The sequence below is a fragment of the Flavobacterium sp. N1994 genome, from assembly GCF_025947145.1.
Taxonomy (GTDB): Bacteria; Bacteroidota; Bacteroidia; order Flavobacteriales; family Flavobacteriaceae; genus Flavobacterium.
In genome coordinates this window covers 67,154-92,720 of the sequence record NZ_CP109999.1, presented here as the reverse complement: position 1 = coordinate 92,720, position 25,567 = coordinate 67,154, and the positions used below count along the sequence as shown (strand labels likewise).

Genomic DNA, 25,567 nt, shown 5'->3' with positions numbered 1-25,567 from the left:
TATTAATTGTATCCAGTGTTTTGTGGGAAATTACCTCCCATGGCGTTAATCTGGCTTTGAGGAATTGGCCATCTAACATTTCTTGACTTGTCGAAATTTGTTCGTACTGTTGAGTAATTGGTAGCCGTTGAGATATTAGTTGTAATATCGGTTCTCCCAGTTAATGGATTATAATTTATCCTATTTAAATAACTGTTAAAATCGCTATCATTTGTGTATATATAATCGTTGATATTGGTTTTATATTGACATCCTGAGTTAGCTTTTATTTGTGCTTCCATCGTTGTTGGACCAAATCTTTTTAACGTGTACCATCTATGTCCATAAGCTTCTTGTCCAAACTCCCTAGCGTCCTCATCTAAAATATCTTGTAGAGTTAGCCCACCAGTCTTTGCAGTATTCCCTGCTCTTGTATATGTTTTATTAAAAAATTCTAATGCTTTACCAACATTTCCATTTCGTAAATAAGCTTCTGCCCCAAGTAAACAAGTTTCTGCATAACGATATATTGTAATATCTTTAAACGAAGGGTTTTGAGTAATATCTCTTGTCCATTTGTCAAGATATTTAGTTGACGAAGGGCGTAAAAGGAAAGCATAGTTTGTAACCATAAACTTTGGTACTTTATCTCCATTAACAAAATTAAAAGTAAGCGTTTTATTTAAAGCATTAACGGGTCCAAAACCTTGTAATACTGAAATAATATTTGCAGGTAGTCCTAAATTTTGATTAGGTTGTCCGTTGATAAAAAGATACTTAATATCCTGCGCTTGAATAATTAATTTTCTAACAAGTGGCGTTGAAGAAGGTATATTATTAAATGTAAAAAAGTGTCTGTAATATTGGTTATAGCGTTTATCATTAACTTTATCGTATAAACTTAACAAGTAATCATTTGGATAAACTCTTCCCCAACTGACTCCTCCTTGTTCCATATCAGTAGTTAGTGCAGGACTTGTTGCTCCATTTAAAACTGTTGATTTATCATATCTTGTAAGTGTTGCTGCAGCAAAACGATGCCCTGATAAAGTTCCTTGAAAGTTTAATCCTGCTCCTCCAATTGCATTGCTCCATTGATGAACAAAAATAGATTCGCTATTGTTTATTTTTGCACTAGTCCCAGAAAAAGAAGTGGGTGCAAATACATCTTTTGGTTCTGGCATTAAAGCATAGGTTCCTGAATTTGTTATAGCTTCTATCTGAACAATAGCATCATTTAAATCCATTGATGAACTATCCCCATTTATTGGCCACATATCTGATAATGCTTTAACGTGTCTTGCAAAACCTTTTGTAAATCTTCCTATTTGTTGCGTTGTCCAAGAAAGATTATTGATAGCAAAGTCTAAATCCTGTTTTATTTGAGCCATAACTACAGCTTGGTCTGCTACTTGATAATCAATAGGATCATTTACATTATAGGGAGTTATTGCTGTTGTAGTAAAATAAATATTGTCATATCTTCTTAATAAATTAAAATAAGCATGGGCTCTAAAGCAATATAATTCAGACAATGCTTGAATTACTAATGGATTAGATTGATCCAACTGTAAAGCATAATATATAATCTCATTAGCTTTTCCAATTATTTTGTAATTATAATTCCAAAAACCTTCAATATCTTTATTTGCTGAATTAAGTTTTGTTTGATCATACCACGCTGGTCCTTGCCATTCACCTGAACTTTCACCTGCTCTAGTAAATGTAATATCGTCTCCTCCTAGAAGTGATGAGGCTGGTAAACTCTGTTCAGAATTTCCATAATTTGCTAAATCTCTTTCTATACTATAAAGAGCAGTAACTGCAAAGCCAATACCTTCTGGAGTTTTATAAATAAAATCAGTGTTTAAATCAGTTTCATTTTTTTCGTCTAAAAAGTTTGTGCAACCAAAAAATAAAAAGGTTACCAATGTTCCTATAAATAAATTTACTTTCATCTTCATATTTTTTAATTAAAATGACATATTAATACCCATGTTTATAATTTTAGCTTCTGGATAACTTGACGGGCTAGTTTCAGGTCCAAATGATTTATATTTTGTCCATGTAAAATAATTTGTCGCTGATACATATATATTAAGCCTAGAAATATTTGCTTTTTCTAACCATTCCGCTTTTTGGAAAGTATATCCCAAAGAAATAGTTCTAAGCCTAAAATAAGAGGCGTCTTGTAAACCAAGTGATTTTAAATAAGTGTCTGCTGTTCCACTTGGCAATGGTGCTTCTTGTCCTAAACCAGTTGGAGTCCAATAATCGACTTTTATACCATTATTTCTTCCATAATTGGACCCTCCATTATTATAATCGTATAAATAGGAGTTGTTTTTAATAACACCTTGCACTGTATAGAAATCTAAAAACAATTCAAATCCTTTATAATTGAATGTTGTACTTAAAGAGCCTATCCATTTTGGTGCAGCATCAATTACTTGTTTATCATCAACGGTTATAACACCATCTCCATTAAGATCTTTAACTCTAATAGAACCAATGGTTGCTGATGGTTGAGCTGAATTTGCAATTTCATCAGCGGTGTTAAATATTCCATCAAATACATATTGATAATAGGCATTAATTGAGTGTCCAATAAACCAGCCATTATTAGGCTGATCTATAGGATTTCCGTTAGCATCTGTCTGTCCATCAATTTTTAAAATCCTGTTTTTGTTTTGACTATATGTTAAATTCATGCTCCACGAGAAGTTTTTCTTTTTTATAATCAAAGCATTGGTTTGAAATTCTATACCAGTATTTTGAACTTCCCCAATATTTGTTAATTGATTGCTATATCCTGAATTTGATGGTAGTTTTTTATAAATTAATAAATCTGTAGTTCGAGTGTCATACCATTCAAAACTTCCTGTTATTCTATCCTTTAAAATCCCAAAATCTAACCCTACATTGGTTGAAGCTGTTTGCTCCCATTTTAAATAAGGATTTGGCAAAGAGTTTCCAGGTAATAGACCAACTGAATAAGAACTAGTTCCTCCAAAAAGCATATCATATTCATTTACAGTTGAAGAAGATTGATAAGGACTAATACCTTGATTACCGACAACACCATAACTTAACCTGAGTTTAAGATTTGAAATTGCATTAACATTTCTCAAGAAAGATTCTTCTTTTATTCTCCAAGCAAAAGAGGCCGAAGGAAATAATCCCCATTTATTGTTTTCTCCAAAAACAGATGAACCATCTCTGCGTAATGAAGCTGAAAAAATATATCTATCATAAAGTGTATATCTTAACCTTCCTAGATAAGACATTAAATGTCTGTTGATAATATTTCTTGATGGCTTGTTTAAATTGGTTGCATTACTTATCCCATTTACACCAAAATAATCGCTCAAAAAGCCTGTAGCCGATTGTGAATATGATTCGTCTCTTATTTCATTTGCACTTTGAACTAATGTAACATCAAATCGGTTATGGTCATTTATTTCTTTGTCATAGGTTAAAATATTTTCAACTAACCATTCTTTATTATTCTTAAAACTCAATTCACCCCAACCATTTGTAGCGGCTCCATATTCGTGAAGCCTAGTTTGGTACGTTTCCTGATTTTCATTTCTAGTATCATATTTACTATTAAATCGATATTTTAACCCTTTTACTATTTCAATATCCAAAAATAAATTGACTAAAAACCGATTAGTTTTAGTTATATTAGAATATTCAGCACTGTTCCATAAAGGGTTATATTTCAAATCTGATGTAACATATCTATTAAGATTACCATTGTCATCATATGGAGATGAGTATGGAGAAAATGTTATTGCTTTTTGAAACATATCATTAGAAGTAGTAGAGTTATTCGTTCCATCTTCGCTATTAGTTGTCGAGTTGGTGTAAGAAATATTGGTTCCAAATTTTACAGTTCTTGAAATCTTTTGATCAAGATTTACTCTACCTGTAACCCTGACAAAATCAGAATTTGTTATCATCCCTTCTTGATTAAAATAGCTAAAACTTGAGCCTATTTTTGTGGTTTCATTACCTCCTCGCATGCTAATACTAGTCGTATTTATAACTGATGGTTTGATTAACGTTTTCAACCAATTGGTTGATTTACCATTTTGATAGTTTGCAATTAGTGCGTTATCTCCAACTGCATTAAGAATTTTAGCTTGATCAACAGGATCTGGTGAGTTTTCTAATTCACTAACAGGTCTAAATTCATTGGTTTGTGCCAACAGTTTTTGTATCCAATCTGCACCATTCATTAATTCGAAATTTTGCTTTAATGTTTGCACAGACGTACTACTACTAAAATCAATTTGAAGTTTAGCCGAAGTTCCTCTTTTGGTGGTAACTAAAATAACTCCAGCAGAAGCTCTAGCCCCATATATTGCCTGAGAAGATGCATCTTTCAATACTTCAATACTTTTTATATCATTTGCATTTAAGTCATTAATATCCGACACAGGTGATCCATCAACTACATACAAAGGGGAATTATCTCCTGATAATGATCTTTGACCACGTATTAAAATTGATGAAGTTCCACCGGGTCTTGATGAATTAACTGACACGCTAACACCTGCTATTCTTCCTCTTAACATTTCATTTACATTAGTAGTTGGAACGGTAAGCATTTCTTTTGTATTAACAGAGGAAATTGCCCCAGTTACATCTTTTTTCCTTTGAGATCCATATCCAACTACTACAACTTCATCGAGCTGTTGCTTATCCTCTAGTAGCGTAATATTAAAAATTGTTTCTGAACCAACGATTTTAGTTTGATTAACATATCCTACATAACTGAAAGTTAGTGAAGATTTTGAATTAGAAACTTCTATTGAAAATTTACCATCAATATCAGTTAAAACCATATTTTTTTTATCCGAACTCACTGTAACTCCCACTAATAGTTCTCCTTTTGATCCAGAGACTATTCCAGAAATTTTAATTTTTCCTGTTTGAGAATATAACAATGACGTTGATAATAAGATTAGAAAAAAAAGTATTCCCTTTTTCATTTTTTTAAATTTATAATTAATTATAGGTCTTCTATTAATTTATATTTAGGTACTAAGTATTTAATTACCGACCAAGCAACTAAATAAGCTAAAGAACAAATCACAAACATAATTGTATATCCTGTTTCTATGTGTCCTAAACTTTCATAATAATCAAATAATGCACCACCAATTTTTGTTACTAATACACCCCCAATTCCACCTGCCATTCCACCAATACCAATAATGGAACCAATCGCTTTTTTTGGAAACATGTCTGAAACTGTTGTAAAAATATTGGCTGACCATGCTTGATGAGCAGAAGCACCAAGTCCTATTAATATAACTGGAAGCCAAAAACTAATATGTCCTAGTGGTTGTGCCAACAGCACTACTAATGGAATTATTGCAATAAAAAACATAGCTTTAATTCTTGCCTCATAGGAATTATATCCTTTTTTTATAAAATAAATTGGAAACCATCCACCACAAATACTACCCACCATTGTCATGCTGTAAAGTACTGCCAAAGGCAAAACAATATCAGTGCTTTTCATGTTAAATTGTGATTCTAAATATTTTGGCAACCAAAATAAAAAAAACCACCATATACCATCTGTCATGAATTTACCAAATGCGAAAGCCCAAGTCTGTTTGTATTTTAATAATTTTGTCCAAGAAAAACTTTCATTACTAATATTCTCGGTTAGCTCATCTTCACTTGTTATATGGTCTAATTCTGCTTTTGTTAATCGCTTTTGATTACTTGGTTTATCATAAAATAGTAACCAAAAAAACATCCAAATAAAACCAATAGCTCCTACTAAAATAAAAGCAACTTCCCAGCCCCATTTTAAGGCTATAATTGGCACTGTTAATGGAGCTAGAATGGCACCTACGTTTGACCCTGAATTGAATATCCCTGTAGCAAAAGCTCTTTCTTTTTTTGGAAAGTATTCTGCAGTGGCTTTAATTGCCGAAGGAAAATTTCCAGCTTCACCAAAGCCTAATACAGCTCGAGAAAGCATGAAACCTGCAATTGAGACTGGTACAGCTCCTATTCCTATCCATGCCAAGGTATTTGAAAAAACAGTTCCAACAGTAATTGAATAAGCATGCATTATTGCTCCTAAAGACCAAACAAAAATAGATAAAGCATATCCTATTTTTGTTCCTAATTTATCAATTATCCTCCCAGCAAAAAGCATCGAAAGCGCATATACAAATTGAAATACAGCCGTTATATTAGCATAATCACTATTTGACCAATGAAACTCTTCTGACAGGCTTGGTGCTAATAAACTTAGTACTTGTCGGTCTAAATAATTTACAGTAGTTGCAAAAAATAATAATCCACAAATTGTCCAACGATAATTATTATATTTTATTGACATAATTTGGTAGAGTAAAATAAGTTAATGCATTCTTATAACATATATTAGATATAGTATTTCCGATAAAATTTATATCATTTGGGAGTTCTCCTTTTTCCATTTCTTCTCCTAAAATATTACACAAAATCCTTCTGAAATAATCATGTCTAGGAAAAGATAAAAAGCTTCTTGAGTCAGTTAACATTCCAATAAAAAGCGGTAATAAACCAAAATTAGATAAGACATCTAATTGCTTTTGGATACCATCTTTTTGATCTAAAAACCACCAAGCTGCACCATATTGCATTTTGCCTTTAATGGGGCCTTCATTGAAATTGGCAATCATTGCTGCAAACATTTCATTATCACTTGGATTTAAATTGTAAACAATAGTTTTAGTTAATCCGTTACAAGAATTTAGTTTGTCAAAAAACTTTGACATTTTTTCAGCATTATTTAAATCTCCTATAGAATCATAACCTTGGTCAGTCCCTATTTTTTCAAGCATTTTAGAATTATTATTTCTAATTGCTCCTACATGAAATTGTTGTGTCCATCCTTTTTCGTTATCCATTAACGCTAATTCAAATAATAAAGCCGATTTAAATTTGGCTATTTCTGGTAATAATAAATCAATATTATTTCTGGTTTTATTAAAAATAGCAACAATTTCTTCATCTGAATATTCCTCAGCATAAAAAGTCTCCATTCCATGATCTGAAATTCGGCAACCCATTTCATGAAAAAAATCATGCCTTTTTTTTACTGCATTTATAAAATCATGATAATCATTAATTTTAATTTTAGATGCTTTTTCTAAATCTACAACCCAACTATTAAATTCTTTCTTTTTTTCGATATTTACAGCTTTATCAGGCCTAAAAGAAGGCAAAACAAGTATGTCAAATTCTTGATTTTGAATTTCTCTATGATAGTCCAAATCATCGATAGGATCGTCAGTAGTACCTATCATTTGAACATTCATTTTTCGGAGCAAATTCTTTACGCTAAATTCTGGTTTTTGGAGTAACGCAGATGCTTCAATATAAATTTCTTCAGCTGTATCTGGATTTAATAATTTATCGATTCCAAAATAATTTTTAAGCTCTAAATGAGTCCAATGATACAAAGGATTTCTTAAAGCATTTGGTACAGTTTCCGCCCATTTTTGAAATTTTTCATAATCAGAAGCATTTCCTGTAATATATTTTTCTTCAATACCATAAGCTCTCATAGCTCTCCATTTATAATGATCACCTTCAATCCAAATTTGAGTTATGTTTTCAAACTGTCTATCTTCGGCAATATCTTTTGGAGATAAATGACAGTGATAATCAATAATTGGTTGGTATTTTGCATAATCATTATACAACTGTTTAGCCGTTGGACTATACAATAAAAAATCATCTGTCAAAAATGTTTTATTAGACATAATTTTAGTATTAAAATAGACTTTTTTCTATTCCCATTTCTAATCCTCTCAGCTCGGCCAATCCTCTTAATCTACCAATAGCAGAATATCCTGGATTAGTTTTTTTATGTAAATCATCTAACATTTGGTGACCATGATCCGGACGCATAGGAATTATTCTTTTTGTTTCTTTTTGTTTCTTTAATATCGATTTTACGACTTCATACATATCAACATCACCTTCAAGATGGTTGGCTTCATAGAAATTTCCTTCTTCGTCTCTTTGAGTACTTCTCAAATGGATAAAATTCATTTTATCTCCATGACGATCTACAATGCCCGGTAAATCATTTCCTGCTATAACACCATAAGATCCCGTACACATTGTAAATCCGTTAGACGGAGAATCAATAGCGGTTAGTAATTGAATCAAATCGGCTTCAGTACTTACCACTCTTGGTAATCCTAAAATAGGGTAAGGTGGATCGTCAGGATGAATTGCCATTAAAACGCCAACACTTTCGGCAACTGGTATTATTTCTCTTAAAAAATAATATAGATTTTCTTTTAATCTAGCAGCATTTATTCCATCATAGGCTTGAAGGACTTTTAAGAAATCTTCAACTGTATAAGATTCTTCTGCTCCCGGCAAACCGGCAATAATATTTTGTTGTAATTTAATTTTATCATCAACAGTTAGCTTTTCAAAAGTTGCTTTTGCTTTAACTTTTTGTACTTCAGTATATGTATTTTCTGCACCTGGTCTTTTTAAAATATACAATTCAAAAGCTGCAAATTCATTAATATCAAATCGTAAAGCTTTGGAACCATCGGGCATTTCATATGACAAATCGGTTCTGGACCAATCTAAAACTGGCATAAAATTGTAGCAAACAATATTGATTCCACAAGCCGCTAAATTTCTTATGCTTTGCTTATAATTTTCAATATACTTTAAATAATCTCCGGATTGTTTTTTGATATCTTCGTGTACAGGGATACTTTCTACTACAGAAAATGTTAGTCCAGCAGCCTCTACTTCATTTTTCCTTTTCATGATTTCGTCTACTTCCCATACTTCACCATTTTTAATATGATGTAATGCCGTTACAATTCCTGTTGCGCCGGCTTGTCTTGCATCTGATAATTTTACTGGATCATTTGGTCCATACCATCTCCATGTTTGTTCCATAACTTGTAATCTATATTTTTAAATACTTTATTTTAAACTCCGCTAAACGCACTAAAACCGCCATCAATAGGAATAACTATACCTGTTACAAAAGAAGATGCATCATCGCATAAATAAAGGGTGGTGCTAATTAAATCATCAGGCTCTCCAAATCTTCCCATTGGAGTTTGCCCAATAATAGTATTCCCTCTTGGAGTCAATTCACCGTTTTCAGTTGTTAATAAAGTACGGTTTTGATTAGTCAAGAAAAATCCTGGAGCAATGGCGTTGACACGAATTCCTACTTTTGAAAAATGTACCGCCAACCATTGCGTAAAATTAGATACTGCGGCTTTTGCACCACTATATGCTGGTATTTTAGTTAAAGGTGTATAAGCATTCATTGATGAAATATTCAAAATGCTACAGCCTTTTTTACCTATCATGTCTTTTGAAAAAACTTGCGTTGGCAATAAAGTCCCAATAAAATTTAAATTAAAAACAAACTTTATTCCTTCGGCATCCAAATCAAAAAAAGTTTTAAAACCTTCGGTTGTATTTAGCAAGTCCTCCTCCAACAGATATGGATTTGATGTGGTTCCCAATGGATGATTTCCTCCTGCGCCATTTATCAAAATATCACAGCTTCCCAATTTTTCATTTACTTCTTTTTTGGCAGCTTCTAATGATTCTTTTTCCAATACATTTGCTGCAACTCCAATTGCTTTTCCTCCAGCTTCATTAATTTGGTTAGCAATTTGATCTGCAGCTTCTTTTTTTTTGTCTAAAACTGCTATTTGGTATCCCTGTTTACCCAATGCTTTTGCTAATGAACTACACAAAACTCCTCCTGCTCCGGTTATAACTACTGTTTTCATCTAATTATTTTTTACAGCTTGTATTAATTCTAAAACTTTTTTTGTGTCAGTTTTTATTGCATCATAATCTTTTAACTCCATGGCCTTTTTACTGATTAATTTACTTCCCATTCCGACAGCAGAAACGCCAGCATTAAACCAACTTTGAATACTTTCTTTAGTAGTATCAACTCCCCCAGTTGGCATAAACTTTAACTTTGGAAAAACATCTTTAATTGTTGACATAAATTCAACTCCAAGAATATTTCCAGGGAATAATTTTATGAAACGAACACCTGCATTTTCTGCGGCAATTATATCTGTAGGCGTCATGCAACCAGGAGCATAAAAAATATCATTATTTACTGCATAATCTGCTATTTCTTTAACAAAACCAGGGCTTACCAAAAAATCAGCTCCAATATTTATAAAATCCAAAGATTGTTCTAAATTCTTAACTGTTCCAATACCTATAAGCAATCCGGGCATTTCATTGTTACGGATTTCAATTAATTTTTTGAAATTATGTAATGCGGCTTCACCCCTATTAGTGTATTCAACGGCTTTAATACCTGCGGCATAAATAGACTTGAGTATTTCGACACTTACCTCTTCGTCCTGATTGAAATACAGAGGTAAAACACCTTGCTTTATTATTGCTTCTGACACATATTGTGCTTTGCTCATTTTTTTAAATTTTAATTTTAACTACCATTTTTTTTATTTCTTTATTTCCTATCATTGGTGCGTGTACATCTTCAGGGAAAAAAACTGCAAATTGGTTTTGTGTGAGTTGAAAATACATATCTGGTTGATCGGCAAAAAAGCGAACATCTTTTTCAGGATTATAAGCTCCTTTTTGAGTAAGGCATTTATTCCTTGGTTTCCAACCAAAAGTTTCTTCCCCTTTTATGCATAATTGAATATCGATATATTCATCATGACATTCAAATTTTTCTAAACTAGTTTCTTTGGTCTTTCCTATTCCAGTGGTTAGAAAAGCTCTTGTGGAGGATGGCATATTGACTGTTCCATCATCCATCTGACTTAAGTTATTTTCTGCTAAATATTTAAAAACCTCAGCAAATGATGGGTGAATATTGTAATACTTAGTTGCGTTTTCTATACTATCGATTATCATTTTATCTATAATTTATCTTTGTACTCTTCCGCTTCCATCTCCCATCATTAGGTCTTTTACCTCTGATAATGATGCGTGATTTAAATCTCCGGGTATAGTGTGCTTTAATGCGCTTGCCGCAACACCAAACTCAGCTGCTTCGTTCATTGGCATTCCAGTAACCAAACCATAAATCAAGCCACTGGCAAATGAATCTCCACTTCCTACACGATCTACAATTCTGACGTTATATTTTTTTGTATGATAAAAATCGATACCGTCATAAACCAAAGCACTCCATCCATTATCACTGGCACTGTAACTTTCACGTAAAGAAGAAGCTATGAATTTAAATCCAAATTTTGCTTTCATTTGTTGAAATACATCTTTAAAACCATTCAAGTTTAATTCACCTTTAGTTACATCTGTATCGGTAGCTTTAAAACCTAAACATAAATCAGCATCTTCCTCATTTCCGATACAAACATCAACGAAATGACATAATTCAGTCATTACTTCACGAGCTTTTTCTTTAGTCCATAATTTTTTACGGAAATTCAAATCAATACTTGTAGTAACACCTCTTTCTTTTGCCGCTTTCAAAGCTGCTAAAGTTAAAGCTGCGGCTTGATCACTTAATGCAGGGGTTATTCCTGTGGTATGGAACCATACCGCATCTTTAAAAATAGCATCAAAATCTAATTCATTAGCATCCAACTCCGCAATTGAAGCACCTGCCCTATCATAAATAACTTGCGATGCACGCATGGAAGCACCTGTTTCCAAAAAATAAATACCTAAGCGATCTCCACCTCGTACCATAAATTGCGTATCTACGCCATACCTTCTTAAATGATTGATTGCCGACTGACCAATTGGATTATTTGGTACTTTTGAAACAAAAGTCCCGTTTAATCCATAATTACACAGAGCGGCTGCAACATTAGCTTCCCCTCCACCATAAGTAATATCAAATGTGTCAGTTTGAACAAATCTTTTAAAATCTGGAGTTGATAATCTCAACATTATTTCACCAAGAGTGATAACTTTTTTACTCATTTTTATTTGTTTATATTAATATTATTAATTTTTATCAAGTTTTTACATATATAAAATCATAAAAGGTTAAATCCTAAAATAACTCATAAATTAAACTTGTTAACGCTTCACAACCCTAACGATTTCCACACTACCCTCTTGCGATACAACTACGTTGTAAACACCTGAAGGATATCTGTCTCCGATGGTGGTGTTCTCCATATCAGATACATTAACCTCACGCTGCTCTATCAATCTTCCAACCATATCATACACTTTTACGCCTACAACTGATTTACTTGAAGTGGTAACATCTAACATAAAGTTATTAGCAAATGGATTTGGATAGGCCGAAGCTTTAAATGGTAATTCAACCGTTCTTGATGGAGCAGCTGTGAATAAATCACATGCTGTTGAATAATCTCCAAACACACCATTTAATTTAATAGCTACCGACACGTTATAGTTCTTACCTAACTGTGCAATCGAGAATTGATTCAATCTAAAATTAGAATAAGAAATTACAATCTCTTGTGAGTTGGTAATCGACTCTCCACTAATTTCATCTAACTTAACTTTATAGTTAGGGAAACCTGGGTAAGGTGTAATATTCAACTGTTGTGTTAACGACGTTGGAGTGGCCAATCCACATTGTGATGGTACTAACGATGTAGTTGGGAAGAATGGTGTTTGAACGATACATTCTGAACCAAATCCTGACCATTGCGTTACACTGTTAGTCAAAATACTATACTCTACCGCGATAGAATATTGCGTATTGTAGGCTAACGTAATGCCTTGGAATGCTACTAAAGATGAGAATCTACTAGCATTTGGTAAGGAATAGTAATACGTTGGCGTTGGCCCATTATCAGTAGTCATTCGAATACGGAAACGATATCCTGTAGCATAAGCTGCTGGACTCGCTGTAATACCTGCATTTATTGTAGCTACTTGTGAACCACAAGTTGGTGCCGCCAAACCAATCAGTGGAATCGATGGCGTTGAAACTGTACATTCAGCTCCATAAGGCGCTTCTACTGGCAAACTAGTTACTGGATCATTGTAAGTATATTTTACAGCTACTTTATAACTTGTGTTATACTGTAATGGGAAACCAGCAAATGTGTTAGCTCCCACAAAACGAGTGGCTGATGAAGAGTAACCATACGTTGGTGTTGGTCCACTATCACTTGTCAATCGGATACGGAAAGTATAACCAGTAGCATTCAATCCGTCATTAGCTGAAATCGTTGAAGACAAACTAGCTAAAGTAGCGCCACAACTTGCCGAACTCAAAGTAATCAATTGAACTGTTGGTCCAGTTACTGTTATAGTATTTCCGTAGAACGGAACAACTTCATCATTAATCACTGCAGATACTTTAATAGTATAGGTAGCACCATATACATGAAGTGATGCTGGAATAGTTACATAGCGTGATGTTTGAATAATATCGGCTGAAGTAACATTAGTTGTTACATTAGTGATAGAAAAACGATATTTAATATTTGAAGTTCCTGAATAAGAATACCCTACCGCTGGAATGGCTATAGATAAGGATACCAAAGTAGTATTGTTGTACGATGGGGTCATATTAACAACCACTGGCGCACATCCTTCTGATAAAGTTCCATTACAGTTGTCATCAATATTGTTATAACAAATCTCTGTTACTCCTGGATTAATAGTGGCCACAGCATCATTACAATCGCCTCCTCCTGTTACGCTAGTAGTGTATCCAGTTCCTGGTGAAGTACATGACGCTATTGGAACTCCTGTATAATAACCATCACCATCAGCATCTAAATACCATTGAGGTTGAGATGTAACAGTTACAGTTGTAGCTGCTGAGGCAGCACTTAGACATCCAAAAGAATTGGTGACTTGTACCGTAAAACTTCCTGATGTAGATACTGTAATACTTTGTGTAGTTGCTCCATTTGACCATAAATAACTGTTACCAGTACTTGAAGTTAATACAACGCTTCCTCCTGAACAGAAAGTGGTTGAACCTCCTGCTGAAATCGTTGAAGTTGGTGAAGGATTCACAGTTAAAACTCCAGTAGTTGCATAAGTAATAGTATAATTACTAGCCGTAAAAGTTCCACCTATAGCAGCAGATGGTATAATACTGTATGATCCAGCTAATGCTCCCGAAGAAGACCCAGAACTAGTCAATGTTACAGATCCAACTGTTTCGCCATTAGGCAAAGTAGAAGGAGTAATAGTGAACATAGTTGCTCCATCGAAAATAAAAGTTTGACCTTGACATTTACTTTGATTAGTAGCTGTAATAGTTAATAATGCAGGTGTAATAGCAAAAGCAGTACTACCTCCAAGAACTAACGAATAATTACTACCTGCGCTAAGATCACCTAAAGAATAGGCATATGTATTCACATTCTCTCCAGCTACTCTTCCCAATGCTCCAGTAATGGAAACATCCGGTGTAGGACTGGCTGTATAAGTGTAAGAAGGATCATTAGCACCATAAGTTTTGCTTTGAGCTGAAGTTGGTGTAATAGTTAATAATGCAGAAGTAATAGAAAAAGTATTACTACCTCCAAGAACTAATGAATAGTTACTACCAGCACTAAGATCTCCTAAAGTATAAGCATACGCATTTACATTTTCTCCGGCTACTCTACCCAATGCTCCTGTAATGGAAACATCCGGTGTAGGGCTGGCTGTATAAGTATAAGTAGGATCAGCCGCACCATAAGTTTTGCTTTGACCTGATGTTGGTGTAATAGTTACAGTGGCTTGCGTAATCGCAAAAGTAGCGCTACCTCCAAGAACTAATGCATAGTTACTACCTGCACTAAGATCACCTAAAGAATAGGCATATGTATTCACATTCTCTCCAACTACTCTTCCCAATGCTCCTGTAATGGAAACATCCGGTATAGGACTGGCTGCATAACCATAAGTTGGATTTGCTGCTCCGTAAGTTTTGCTTTGTCCTGAAATTGGTGTAATAGTTACAGTGGCTCGATTTACTGTATATGTTAATGTAGCACTACTTCCTGTTCCATCTGCATTAGTAGCAGAAATAATAATAGTATAGGAATTTGCCGCAGTTGAGGCAGCTACTGAAATTAATCCAGTTGCAGTATCAACAGTAAATCCTGTTGGTAAGGCTCCACCTCCTATAGCAGTAGCATTGTAACTTGTTGGCGAATTGGTTGCCGAAATTTGAAAAGAACCAGCCGAACCATAAGTAGAACTTGCACTTAAAGTACTATTATTGATTACCGGTGGAATTAGATCACCTCCCAAAGAAAAAGTACCTCCAGATATTAGACCTGTACTAGTAGTTGCTGAAGGAGAAGCGCTACTTCCTGTAGGATTAGTCCATGAACCACTAGTTAACTTACCTACTTTTAAAGACGTTAACAAAGGTGTTCCAGCTATATCACTAGAATTAATATAAGTAAAAGTTGCTGAATATTTTGGTGTAGCACTAAAAGATAGTGTCCAGTTGCGTTTAATATAATTGTATTGACTGATTGTAGATACCACTGCTGGTGCACTAGCAGATATTGCTGTACTGACAGTAACATTACCTGCAGAATTACCTGATTCAAAAGCAAGTGATACTGGAGTATAATTACTAGCATCTCCTATTGGAAAAGCAACAGTAGAAATATCTGCAGCAACTGCACGTTGTAAATTACCCACTACATGACCACTGGTTCTTACTACAGAACCACTACTGCTTATTATAACTTTATTAGTTCCTGTAACAATATTACCTGAAGTGAAAGTTAAAACTCCATCAATAGTAATATCTCTGTCAGGAGTTCCACTAGTATTTATTGGAGCAACTGTTGTTGGTAAAATAACACCATTTGGATTATTAACCGTTAAGTTATTAATACTTGTAATTTCAGTTCCAAATGAGCTACCCATATTTGAAGCTAAAAAGGTAGTCGCATCATTTTTGGTAAAATTATAATTAATTCCCGCCGCAAATGTACGTGTTCCTGTAAGTCTAATGTTACCTGTAAGTCCATCACTTGTAATACCATTTGAATTAGTTAATACAAATGTACTACCTGAATTTGCAGAAAATGCTCCAGTACCACTAACGTAATATACAGTATTAGCTCCGTTTCCAAAAACGACATTTCCATTATTAGTAACAGCAAATGTTCCGGGAGAATTTACTGCCTTATTAGCAGTAAAAGTTACACCAGCAGCATTAGCAATAGTTATATTACCCGTTACTGTTCCCGGAAGAGAAGCCGTTGTTTGTGCAACTGTCCCATTATAAATATAATTTGCACCAGCATCAAATGTTTTTGTTGTTGTTGTAACTGCTGTTCCTAACGATACGTTATCTCCTAATTTAACCGTAGCACCTGATGCCAAAGAGAAACTACCTAATCCAGAAACTACTTTTCCAGCAGCATTCAAAATACCATTAACCGTTAGTGTTTTTCCTGTTCCAACAGTAATATCAGCCGTTAATGCCACTTCGTTTGGTGACACTATGGTTATATTATTAGCACTCGTTGGTGGCACAGAAGCAGAGGACCATGCAACATTATCAAAGTACTCCCAAGTACTTGCATCTGAAAAATTACCAGTGGCTTTAGATCTATAATCGGCAACGGTTTCATCTGCTCTTGTAGTCACTGCAATTAAATTAGAATTAACAGAAGTGGAAGACGCGTTAGTAGCTCTAACTCTATAAAAATAATCAGATAAAGGACTCAATCCGGAAACTGATTTTGAATTGGTAGGAACGGAAAGATTGTTATATCCTGTGAGTGGCGTTATTCCTTTCACCAAAATATTATCGATTCTACTGGTACCACCAGAAGTGATTGCAGTACCACCTGTATTTGTTGTAGAAGTTGTGATCCAACGGATGTATACTGAAGCTTGATTGTCACATGCTGATGGCAGCGCTAAATTAGTGACAAGTCCACTAAGATAATCATTGGCAACCGTTATAGCACCACTTGGTACATCAGTATAAGTACCTCCTACGCCAATTTTGTATTGTAATTTAAAATCACGAGGCCCTGAACCAGAAGAATTTTGTACTGATGAAATGGTCAAATTATAAGAGCCTGTAGTATTTACTGAAATTTCCCAATATTTCCCTAAGGTTGTCCAAGCGGTTCCACTTGCAGCACGTGTAGTTAGTCCGGTAACATCAGTTACTGTTCCACTACTCAATGTTAAAGCACTTGCCGTGTTATTTGCATTAGAAGTATTATCTGCAGTAAGCGTGGTCCCAGATGCAGGGAAAGTCCATTCAGCAATTTTTTCTGATTTTAAAACATCAAAAAGGTAACTGCTTGCTGCCGAAACGGTGCCCCAATTAGCCACAAAACTATTCGAAGTAATACTAGTTGCTGCAGTTGCTACTGGAGCATCAATATTGAGTGTCGTAAAACTTGATTGTGAAGCAGCATAAATAGTTCCTGTTCCATCAATTACATAAGATTTATAGTAATAGGTTGTGTTTGCTGACAAGCTTGTTAAACTTGAAGAAAAAGATGCGCTCCCTGTTCCTGGAACTTTTGTACCTGTTCCATTTGTAAAACCATTTGTTGTACTATATTCAATTCCAACAACTGTCACCGAACTACATCCTGCCGTAGAGGTTCCTGCAACTGTTGCAGAGGCAGAGGTGATAGCACTTGCACTACCATTTGCTGTGGTTGCCGCTGTATTGATACCAGAACCTGTTGCAGCTACTGAAACAGCTGATGCTGTTCCTCCGCCACCTACTGAAATATTTCCATTATAAGAACTGGCTGCTGTTGGGGTAAATTGCACCGATATGGTGGTAGGTCCATAAGTTCCTCCAGATTGCGTTAGGGATAATGAACTAGAAAAATTAGTCCCATCGGTTGAAAAAGTAAAGCCCGATAAAGGTCCAACGGTAATTGGATCCGTTGTTAAATTGGTTCCAGAAATGGTAAATGTATTGCTTGATGATGTTGTATTAATACATCTATTCGCAAAAGCTGCTAAACTACCTGTTACTATGTTTGGTGTCAGTGGGCTTACAGAACCTGAACACGCAACACTTGTTGCTGATGTTGAACCTGAAACCACTGTTAGGGATTCACTATAGGAGTTAACAGCTAAACCAGCTTTTAATCTTACAAAAACAGAAACTGCTGAAATCGTTCCTGAAGAAGGAGTAATACTAACTGTGTTTGTGTACGTTCCTCCTGAAGTCAAACAAACTTCGTAGTTATTGGTTGGCGCTGTTATAACGGCATTACCGCTCAAATTTGCCCCCGAAACTGTAAATGATTGAAAAGTGGATGGACCACTACCAAGCAAATAATTGAACGACGACAAACTTGATGACGAAGTTGTTAAACTAGGAGCATCTATCTTAATACTGAAATTGTCAAATAAAGCAGTATTCGATGTTGGTGTACCAATAGTTGAATGATTAAAATAAAAACCAAAGATACTTGACGCTGTGCCAGTATAAGTGTTGTCAGAAACGGTAGAACCAGCTTGCGTAGTTACGCCCGACAAAGGAGAAACTGGCGCCGTAGTATCATCTCTTAAAAACAACTGCCAATTGTTATTGCTAGGTGTATAAACTACTCTAACACTAGCCCAAGAAGCATTCGCTGCTAAAAAATCACTTGCAGGAGCGACAATTACAGTCTGTGTTCCCCCTAACCCGTTTGTGTATTTTATTAACTTAAGTGTATTCGTTGTGGTCCCTTTAACTTCAATTACTGCATATCCATTCCCAACAGTGTGTAAGGTAGAACTAGTGGCAGCTAATACAACCGCAGACCCATATGAACCAGCAGCAAAACCCGATAAAGCCGTACTACGATTGGTTTTCATATTAAATGTCCATGTAATAGGTCCAGAATTACTACTAAGAGTAGCGTTAAATGGACTTGAATAAGTTGACAAAGAACCCGTTACATAGGTTTGTCCAGCCGTTTGCGCAGTGGGTGTTGCACTAGAATTTCCAGGAAGAATTTGCAAAGCATAATCTGTTCCAGTATTCAAATTCGTTCTTGAAGTGGCTCCTGAAGCAGAAGCCGAACCTGTAGCTGTTGTTGCCGTTGTATAAGTCATGCTAGGGGTGCCTCCATTTGTTAATGGCTGAACTACAGAACCTCTATCAAAACTCTCACTAAAAACAGTTGTTGTTTGAGACCAACCAAAGTTAATCCCAAATAACAGAAAACATAAGCAATAAAAAATCTCCGAGTATTTTTTACAGAAAGGTAAAATTGAATTCATAATTTATTTGATTAAAAATGTATTAAAAAGTATTTTGTTGAATAAAATAAAAATGCGTGTACGAACACGAATAAACAAAAATATAAAAAAAGCAATACCAATTCTAAAAATTGTAAAAAAAAATATTTTTTTATAAAAATTTGATAAAAAAAATATGCAGACTCCAAAAAAAAGGTAGTATTATTAAGAAATTTATAGTTTGGACGTAAAAAAAGCTGTCAAAAATGACAGCTTTAACTCTAACTTAATATAAAACTAAAAAAAAACTTTCTTTACAACGGTTACTCCAGAAGCTAAAGTTATCTCAACAAAAACCACCCCTTTTTTATTATAAATAGTCATAACTTTAGTTGTATTGTCTATATGTTCTTCATTGACAATAACCCTTCCCAAAACATCAATAATCTTTACTTTCGAAATGTTATCTAATAATGATTTTATGAATAGTTCATTATTATTAGAATAGACCAAAACAGTGTTTGTAATTGCATTTGATGGAACTAACAAATTTGGTAAAACATATTGTATAGTAAAGCGATCATTAAAATTTCCTGTAATGGATGAAAACTGATAGGATTGTAGTTGCAGATTTGTATATAATCCAAGATAATTGTCTACTAAATAAATATCTTGATTTATAAATAATCCATCAAAATGATCCAATGAAATAGTGAAATTCCCCGCTATATTTGTGCTAAAACCTAATGTAACACTATCTTGATTAACAAAAGGACTAACTCTAGATTGAATAGCACATTTATCATTTGTAGAAGATAGGCTATAGAATTGTACAAATTCATTTGACTGTAAATCTTTTGCGTCATATAAATCATCAAATCCATTAGTGGCTCCTACAACATAACAAATAAGTTGTTGTTTAAACAAACCTAAATCATTGGTTAAATTTAACCAAAACTTATCACTTTCTTCATTGTTTGTTGCTGAATTTGAAGAAGTATTTTGCTGTTTATAAAAAGCATTATTAAAGCCAGATATTCTGTGAGTGTTTTTAAAGACGAGATTTCCACTGCCTAATCCTTCTACAAAAAAACCTTGCTCAGCATCTATATATCGATCTGGCGCAACACCTCCTGAAAATGAAGGTGAACCTGTTCCTATTCCAGCTGGTATGGCAGCATTGTAAATAGCATAATCATTAGTAGAATAATTATTAGCGGTTAAAGCTGTTTTGTGTGTCCAAAAATAAAAATTTGGCTTTATAGCTGTGTTGTTATCTTGATATAAAGCTACTGCATCTATAGCACTTGGATACGGATTCCCTAACAAATTAAAAATTCCTGAAGCACCATCTATAGCTATAGTGGTATTACCATTATTAGGAATACCATTAAAAGTTGCAGTATATTGAGAAGGAGTAACAGCATCAAAAGTATCTGGACCTCTAATAATATATCCTTTCCCTAATACCATGGTATTTGTTGAACTTTCGTTTGCCCAATTATTTGACGACGCATTAAAAGAAAAAAACTTGTCTAAAGAACTTAAAGGAGAAACATTAATCAATTGTTGATTATTTACGGGTGAAGACCAGTAAGTGAAATCATATTTTCTAATTAATGCTGTTTTACGTAAAAATGAGACCTTAGTAGGGTCATAACAAGTATTAGTGGCTACACTATTAGTTTGTATGAGACTTGCTGTATCATTAAAAACTATTGAGCCACCATTTACATAAAGTGCATCTGTCAAATTTAGGGAGTTTCCTGAACTTATTATCACGTTACCACTTGTTACAGTACAACTACATCCAGTTATATTACTACTTGAGGTAAAGTCTCCTTGAAATTCTATTGAGTCAGCAGCTATCGGAGGGTTGTTACCACTCCACGAACCAGACGACCATAGATTATTATTAATCGTTATAGTTACCACATTACTAGATCCTGTAGAACAAGTAGAATTAGTCACATTTGCTCTATAAAAAGTTGTTGAAGATAAATTTGAACTGCTGTAACTGCTTGATGTAGCTGAAGAAATATTTGCCCAGCTACTATTATCAGATGATTGTTGCCATTGAAGAGTTCCAGTTGAACTAGCCAAAGTTATTGTTGCATTTCTTCCTTTACAGATTATTGAGCTAACAGAAGAAGCTGTACCTACTACATTGGAAGTAGTAACTCCAGTTGTATTTGTAACTCCAGTTAAATTTACTCCAGAAATTAAAGTTGAATTGGATTCTAAAGTTACTAACTGACCACCAAAATTAACTGTTGAACTATTTGAGTTCGAAAGTGTAGCATTTAAACCAAAAGTTAAAGTTCCTGTTGTAATATTAAATGTATTGGCAACACTTCCTGTAAAACTCAATAGCCCATTGATTCTTGCTGTTCCAGCTAAATTGACAGTCGTTGATGTTGATGCTGCATTATTGGTAATCGTTAAATTAGCATAATTTAATGGAGATAAAGTTTGAGCAGAAGCACTTCCTCTATTATAAATAACAGTTGAACTACAACCTAGAGTCAATGTCGCGCTGGTGTCTGTACTAAAAACTGTTCCCTTTGTAGCAGAAGTAGGGTCTATTGTAAAAATACCTTGGCTTCTTGATCCTGATATAGAGCCATTAATTACAGCATTACCTCCAAGAGATAAAGTAATAAAATTCGAAGATGTCGCTGATAATGAAGAACCTGAGTCTATAATTAAATATTTAACTACTGGCGTTTGTGTTCCTGTTAAAGCTACCGAAGTATTATTTGTTATTTTTAATTGATTATAGGTTGATGCTGAAACACTAACACCTGTCTGACCATTAGCATAAGTTAAATTAGTAGATGGATCTGGTGAATTTACAGTAGGAATATTACTGTCTTGAAATATTAATTCATTACTTCCAGATAAAGGTGCTAAAACATTAAATTTCGAATTTGACAATACCTTTAATGGATTTGAAGCAGTCATAGTAAATGTAATGGAAGGTGAAGTTCCATTACCAACAATTAATCTATTCGAGGTCGAGATTGAATTACTTCCGATATTCCATGGAGCTGTAGTAGAAACATTTGTGGTATTAACAATATAAAAGGCTTGCGCATAAGTAGCAGCACCAAAATCGGGAGGATTAGCACCAGTTCCATTTGTGTTTGTCCCCCAGCTTGTTAAAGAATCTAATGCCCCTACTCCATTATAATAATAATTGGTATAAGAAGCTCCAGTAAGAGCTATTGTTTGAGTGGGTGCATTAGTATTTGTAATTGTAACATTTCCGTTATAAACACCCGTTGGTTGGCCAGTTTTTAATCTAATATTTAATGGTGTGCTTGCCAAAGTTCCGCTAGAAGGCGTTAAAGTTATACTTGAATAATAATTACCGTCTATAGCTGGATTATTAATTTCATAACCCGAAGGTGAAGTAACAGTGACATTTCCTGATAAAGTTGAACCGCTAACACTAAATGATTGTGAAGAAGAAGCAGCAGTAGGCAACGCATTAAAATTAGATAATGATGTTGGGGTAGCTACTAAACTACCTGTGCAAGAAAAACCAGAAAGGTTTAAACTACTTATTGTTATTGGATTTGCAGCAGTAGAACTTGCGTTATTTCTCCAATAAATTACACGAACTATAAAATCTGTATTTGTAGCTAAAGTGAATGTTGAAGAAGATGATATGGTAAAAGTAGTAGCATTAGAAGTTGAAAAAAGTGAGCCAACCAATAATGAGTTAGCCGTAGCTCCAGTTGAAGCAGTTGTAAGAGTTAATGCCGTAAATGTTGTCCCTCCATCAATAGAATAACCTGCGTTTATTGACATTCCTGTTGAAAGGGCAGCAGATGAACTTGCTGTAAATGAAAATGGCGCAATAGTCAAATAATTTCCAATCGAAGGGGAAACCTTAAATTCTATAAATGGGTTTATAGGAGTTCCTCCAACACTGTTGAATGCGGCAGAACAAGAAGATGCTGCTTTACCGCCTGTGCCAGTACCTAATAGACCCGATCCTGAAAAAGAAGTGCTTGTAGAAAAAAGTGGACTACTAATTACTGCCGTTACTGGGGTAACAGCGCCAGTAGATGTGGCAGTCAAATTTGTACTCAATGGCCATGAAGCTGTAAAGGCTTGTCCAAAAGCTCCAGAAATACCAAAAAGAAATAGAAAGCTAACAAAACAACTTTTTCTGTTAACCCCTTTTATTCTTCTTGTTACCGATAAATAGGAATTCTTACTCATTACTTTAAATACTCTCGTGTTCGCACACGAATAAGCAAATATAAATTTTTTTACTATATAAAATAAAAAAAAGATAATTATTTAGATGTTATTTTAAAAGTATAATATTTGTTTTGACTTCTTAAAGTAACTATGTACATTCCTTTTTCTAGAATAACATCAGGCTTAACAATTATTGTGTTTTCAACAACATTGTCGACTTCTTTATATAATAATTGTCCTAACATATTAAAAATTTCAATTTCAAGTTTTCCAATTAAGTCATCATTTATTGCTATATTAAATTGATTGTTATAGAATGGATTAGGATAAATACTCATGGTATTCTGACTCCAAGCCTCGTTATCTAAAACACCTGTACCTTCATAAACACCTCTATTAGGCACTGCTGATGTGGATATAGTTGCACCATAAAAATCGAATCCTCCATTAGTCGTTATAAGTCTCCCACTTGAAATCGCTGGAGAATTTGGATTGAGTTTATAACCATCAAGTGCAGCGTTTATACCAATTCCTCCAGCACCAGGATTTAAAAATAATGGATCTGATATTAACTTTGCACTATCTTGTGGTTCTCCAGAAGGGTGGTTACCATAAAATATATTGTTTTTAAAATTTCGAACCTGTCCAGTTGTTCCAAAATCATAAGATGCTCCAGAACCCGTGCTGCTCATATTATAAATAATGTTATTAAAAAAATTATAAGTATGATTGTTTCCAGAATTTTCCTTAATAATTGATGGACTAATGCCTGACTTTATATAAAAAACATTATTATATATTTCATTTCCTGCAGAGGCGTAATTAAAATATACAATGGAACCACGATCATTTTGACTAATACAATATCTTAAAGTACAACCAACATCTTCTGGATCCGGGATTCCAGTATTATTATTATTAGATCCTCTTGCATTACATCCCCAATAAATTCCATGAGAATTATCATGGCTATAGCTATACTGGAAAATAATACCCACACTTCCAAAATCAGGGTCATACATACTTCCATCTATATTACCAGGATCTACTTGTTGCGTTTTTGCTCTATTATAATATCCTTCATTATATTGAAAAACAGTACCTTTTGCTCTAGCTGTGAACATAGTATTACCCGTTGTGCCTAATGCAGTTTCATAACAAACATTGCGCTCAACTAAACCTGTTTCATCCGTGCAACGAATTATCATGGCATTTTTTCCAATATGGTGAATAGAATTATTACTAACTTTAATATTGGTAAATTTTCTAGAGGTCCATTGAGCCAATTCGGTACCTCCTGGATAATAGACATTATCTTCATTGTCAAATGCTAATCCTATATTTTCGCTATAAGCCACTTCACATCCATCAATTAGCACATCATTAAATCTTGAATTACTCGCAGAATTCTCATTGAGCACTGCAAAATAAATTCCACCTGTTCTTTTAGGAATAGCTCCATTTACAGCAACTTCGCCATTACCTAGTTGTCCTTTTATATTATGAATATAAAGATTTTTTAAATAAATATGGCTGCAAACAGCAGTGTTTGATGTAGTTAACACCTTGTCTTTTATAGCAATCATAACCCCTCTCCTATCGGCTCCTAATGGATTATTATTTACTGTAACTCCATTATTATTTACTCCTGAAATTCCTATAAAAAAAATACTATTAGGATTAGCTGTTGATTCAGTAGTTAAAGGATAATTTGTGATTTCTAAATTGTTAATTTCAATATAATCCTGATTATATAAATAAACAACCCCTTGGTCAGCAGTGGTTATTCCATTAGTCCTAGTAGGACCACTACCATTTAATATAGGTTTAGCTCCTGTTCCATATTGATCAATTACAATAGGAAAAGTAGCAAGTCCTGAACCTGAAAATTTTAATTGTTGACCATACCAAACACTTCCACATTTTAAATAAACTTTATCATTTGGCTGTAAAGTCATGGTGTTTAGTTTGGTTATGTTTTTCCATGGAGTTGATATTGAAGTCCCATTATTAGAATCAATTCCTGCTACGGAATCTAAATAATAAGTAGCAGCACTAGCACTAGAATCAATAAATAAAAATAACAACAAAAAAAGTAAAGAAAAATTAACTTTCCTTATATTATAATCTATCCCCAAAAATTGCTTAATCAACATGATAAGTATGTACTTTATTACTATTATTAAAAAGTTTAGTTTTAAGTCCACATTTAATG

The 25,567-nt window shown here is 34.0% G+C and carries 12 protein-coding genes; all 12 read right to left on the bottom strand.

The genetic code is table 11. From position 1 onward, the window contains the following. Window positions 1–2: 2 nt before the first annotated feature. Window positions 3–1,937 carry a RagB/SusD family nutrient uptake outer membrane protein gene (locus OLM53_RS00380; protein ID WP_264521074.1) on the bottom strand — a complete coding sequence of 645 codons (1,935 nt, stop codon included), beginning with the start codon at window positions 1,935–1,937 and terminating at the stop codon, window positions 3–5. A gap of 15 nt (window positions 1,938–1,952) precedes the next feature. Continuing rightward, window positions 1,953–4,979, bottom strand: a complete 3,027-nt coding sequence (locus OLM53_RS00375; RefSeq protein ID WP_264521073.1) for a SusC/RagA family TonB-linked outer membrane protein — start codon at window positions 4,977–4,979, stop codon at window positions 1,953–1,955. A 20-nt stretch (window positions 4,980–4,999) separates the two neighbouring features. Then, window positions 5,000–6,352 (bottom strand): MFS transporter, encoded by a 1,353-nt coding sequence (locus tag OLM53_RS00370; RefSeq protein WP_264521072.1) that lies wholly within the window; start codon window positions 6,350–6,352, stop codon window positions 5,000–5,002. Beyond that, the gene (gene uxaC, locus OLM53_RS00365; RefSeq protein WP_264521071.1) at window positions 6,336–7,763 is read right to left on the bottom strand and encodes a glucuronate isomerase; all 1,428 of its coding nucleotides are present in this window, start codon (window positions 7,761–7,763) and stop codon (window positions 6,336–6,338) included. Before uxaC ends, OLM53_RS00370 begins: the two co-directional genes overlap by 17 nt. A 10-nt stretch (window positions 7,764–7,773) precedes the next feature. Further along, on the bottom strand, window positions 7,774–8,934 hold the full coding sequence (gene uxuA / locus OLM53_RS00360; protein ID WP_264521070.1) for a mannonate dehydratase: 1,161 nt from the start codon (window positions 8,932–8,934) through the stop codon (window positions 7,774–7,776). A 32-nt stretch (window positions 8,935–8,966) separates the two neighbouring features. Further along, window positions 8,967–9,791 (bottom strand): SDR family oxidoreductase, encoded by an 825-nt coding sequence (locus OLM53_RS00355; protein ID WP_264521069.1) that lies wholly within the window; start codon window positions 9,789–9,791, stop codon window positions 8,967–8,969. Continuing rightward, the gene (locus OLM53_RS00350) at window positions 9,792–10,457 is read right to left on the bottom strand and encodes a bifunctional 4-hydroxy-2-oxoglutarate aldolase/2-dehydro-3-deoxy-phosphogluconate aldolase (RefSeq protein WP_264521068.1); all 666 of its coding nucleotides are present in this window, start codon (window positions 10,455–10,457) and stop codon (window positions 9,792–9,794) included. It abuts the gene before it with no gap. A gap of 4 nt (window positions 10,458–10,461) precedes the next feature. Next, on the bottom strand, window positions 10,462–10,911 hold the full coding sequence (locus tag OLM53_RS00345; protein ID WP_264521067.1) for a YhcH/YjgK/YiaL family protein: 450 nt from the start codon (window positions 10,909–10,911) through the stop codon (window positions 10,462–10,464). 12 nt (window positions 10,912–10,923) lie between these two features. Continuing rightward, window positions 10,924–11,949, bottom strand: coding sequence for a sugar kinase (locus OLM53_RS00340; protein WP_264521066.1), 1,026 nt, complete (start codon window positions 11,947–11,949; stop codon window positions 10,924–10,926). A gap of 99 nt (window positions 11,950–12,048) precedes the next feature. Continuing rightward, entirely contained in the window at window positions 12,049–19,179 is a 7,131-nt protein-coding gene (locus OLM53_RS00335) for an MBG domain-containing protein (RefSeq protein ID WP_264521065.1), read from the bottom strand. Window positions 19,180–19,434: 255 nt separating this feature from the next. Further along, window positions 19,435–23,370 carry a beta strand repeat-containing protein gene (locus tag OLM53_RS00330; RefSeq protein ID WP_264521064.1) on the bottom strand — a complete coding sequence of 1,312 codons (3,936 nt, stop codon included), beginning with the start codon at window positions 23,368–23,370 and terminating at the stop codon, window positions 19,435–19,437. A gap of 77 nt (window positions 23,371–23,447) precedes the next feature. Beyond that, window positions 23,448–25,439, bottom strand: a complete 1,992-nt coding sequence (locus OLM53_RS00325; protein ID WP_264521063.1) for a T9SS type A sorting domain-containing protein — start codon at window positions 25,437–25,439, stop codon at window positions 23,448–23,450. Between the last annotated feature and the right edge of the window lie 128 nt (window positions 25,440–25,567).

What these genes read in the sequence shown, in the direction of transcription:
- OLM53_RS00380 (WP_264521074.1), bottom strand. Translation starts at nt 1,937, where the DNA reads ATGAAAGTAAATTTATTTATAGGAACATTGGTAACCTTTTTATTTTTT.
- OLM53_RS00375 (WP_264521073.1), bottom strand. Translation starts at nt 4,979, where the DNA reads ATGAAAAAGGGAATACTTTTTTTTCTAATCTTATTATCAACGTCATTG.
- OLM53_RS00370 (WP_264521072.1), bottom strand. Translation starts at nt 6,352, where the DNA reads ATGTCAATAAAATATAATAATTATCGTTGGACAATTTGTGGATTATTA.
- uxaC (WP_264521071.1), bottom strand. Translation starts at nt 7,763, where the DNA reads ATGTCTAATAAAACATTTTTGACAGATGATTTTTTATTGTATAGTCCA.
- uxuA (WP_264521070.1), bottom strand. Translation starts at nt 8,934, where the DNA reads ATGGAACAAACATGGAGATGGTATGGACCAAATGATCCAGTAAAATTA.
- OLM53_RS00355 (WP_264521069.1), bottom strand. Translation starts at nt 9,791, where the DNA reads ATGAAAACAGTAGTTATAACCGGAGCAGGAGGAGTTTTGTGTAGTTCA.
- OLM53_RS00350 (WP_264521068.1), bottom strand. Translation starts at nt 10,457, where the DNA reads ATGAGCAAAGCACAATATGTGTCAGAAGCAATAATAAAGCAAGGTGTT.
- OLM53_RS00345 (WP_264521067.1), bottom strand. Translation starts at nt 10,911, where the DNA reads ATGATAATCGATAGTATAGAAAACGCAACTAAGTATTACAATATTCAC.
- OLM53_RS00340 (WP_264521066.1), bottom strand. Translation starts at nt 11,949, where the DNA reads ATGAGTAAAAAAGTTATCACTCTTGGTGAAATAATGTTGAGATTATCA.
- OLM53_RS00335 (WP_264521065.1), bottom strand. Translation starts at nt 19,179, where the DNA reads ATGAATTCAATTTTACCTTTCTGTAAAAAATACTCGGAGATTTTTTAT.
- OLM53_RS00330 (WP_264521064.1), bottom strand. Translation starts at nt 23,370, where the DNA reads ATGAGTAAGAATTCCTATTTATCGGTAACAAGAAGAATAAAAGGGGTT.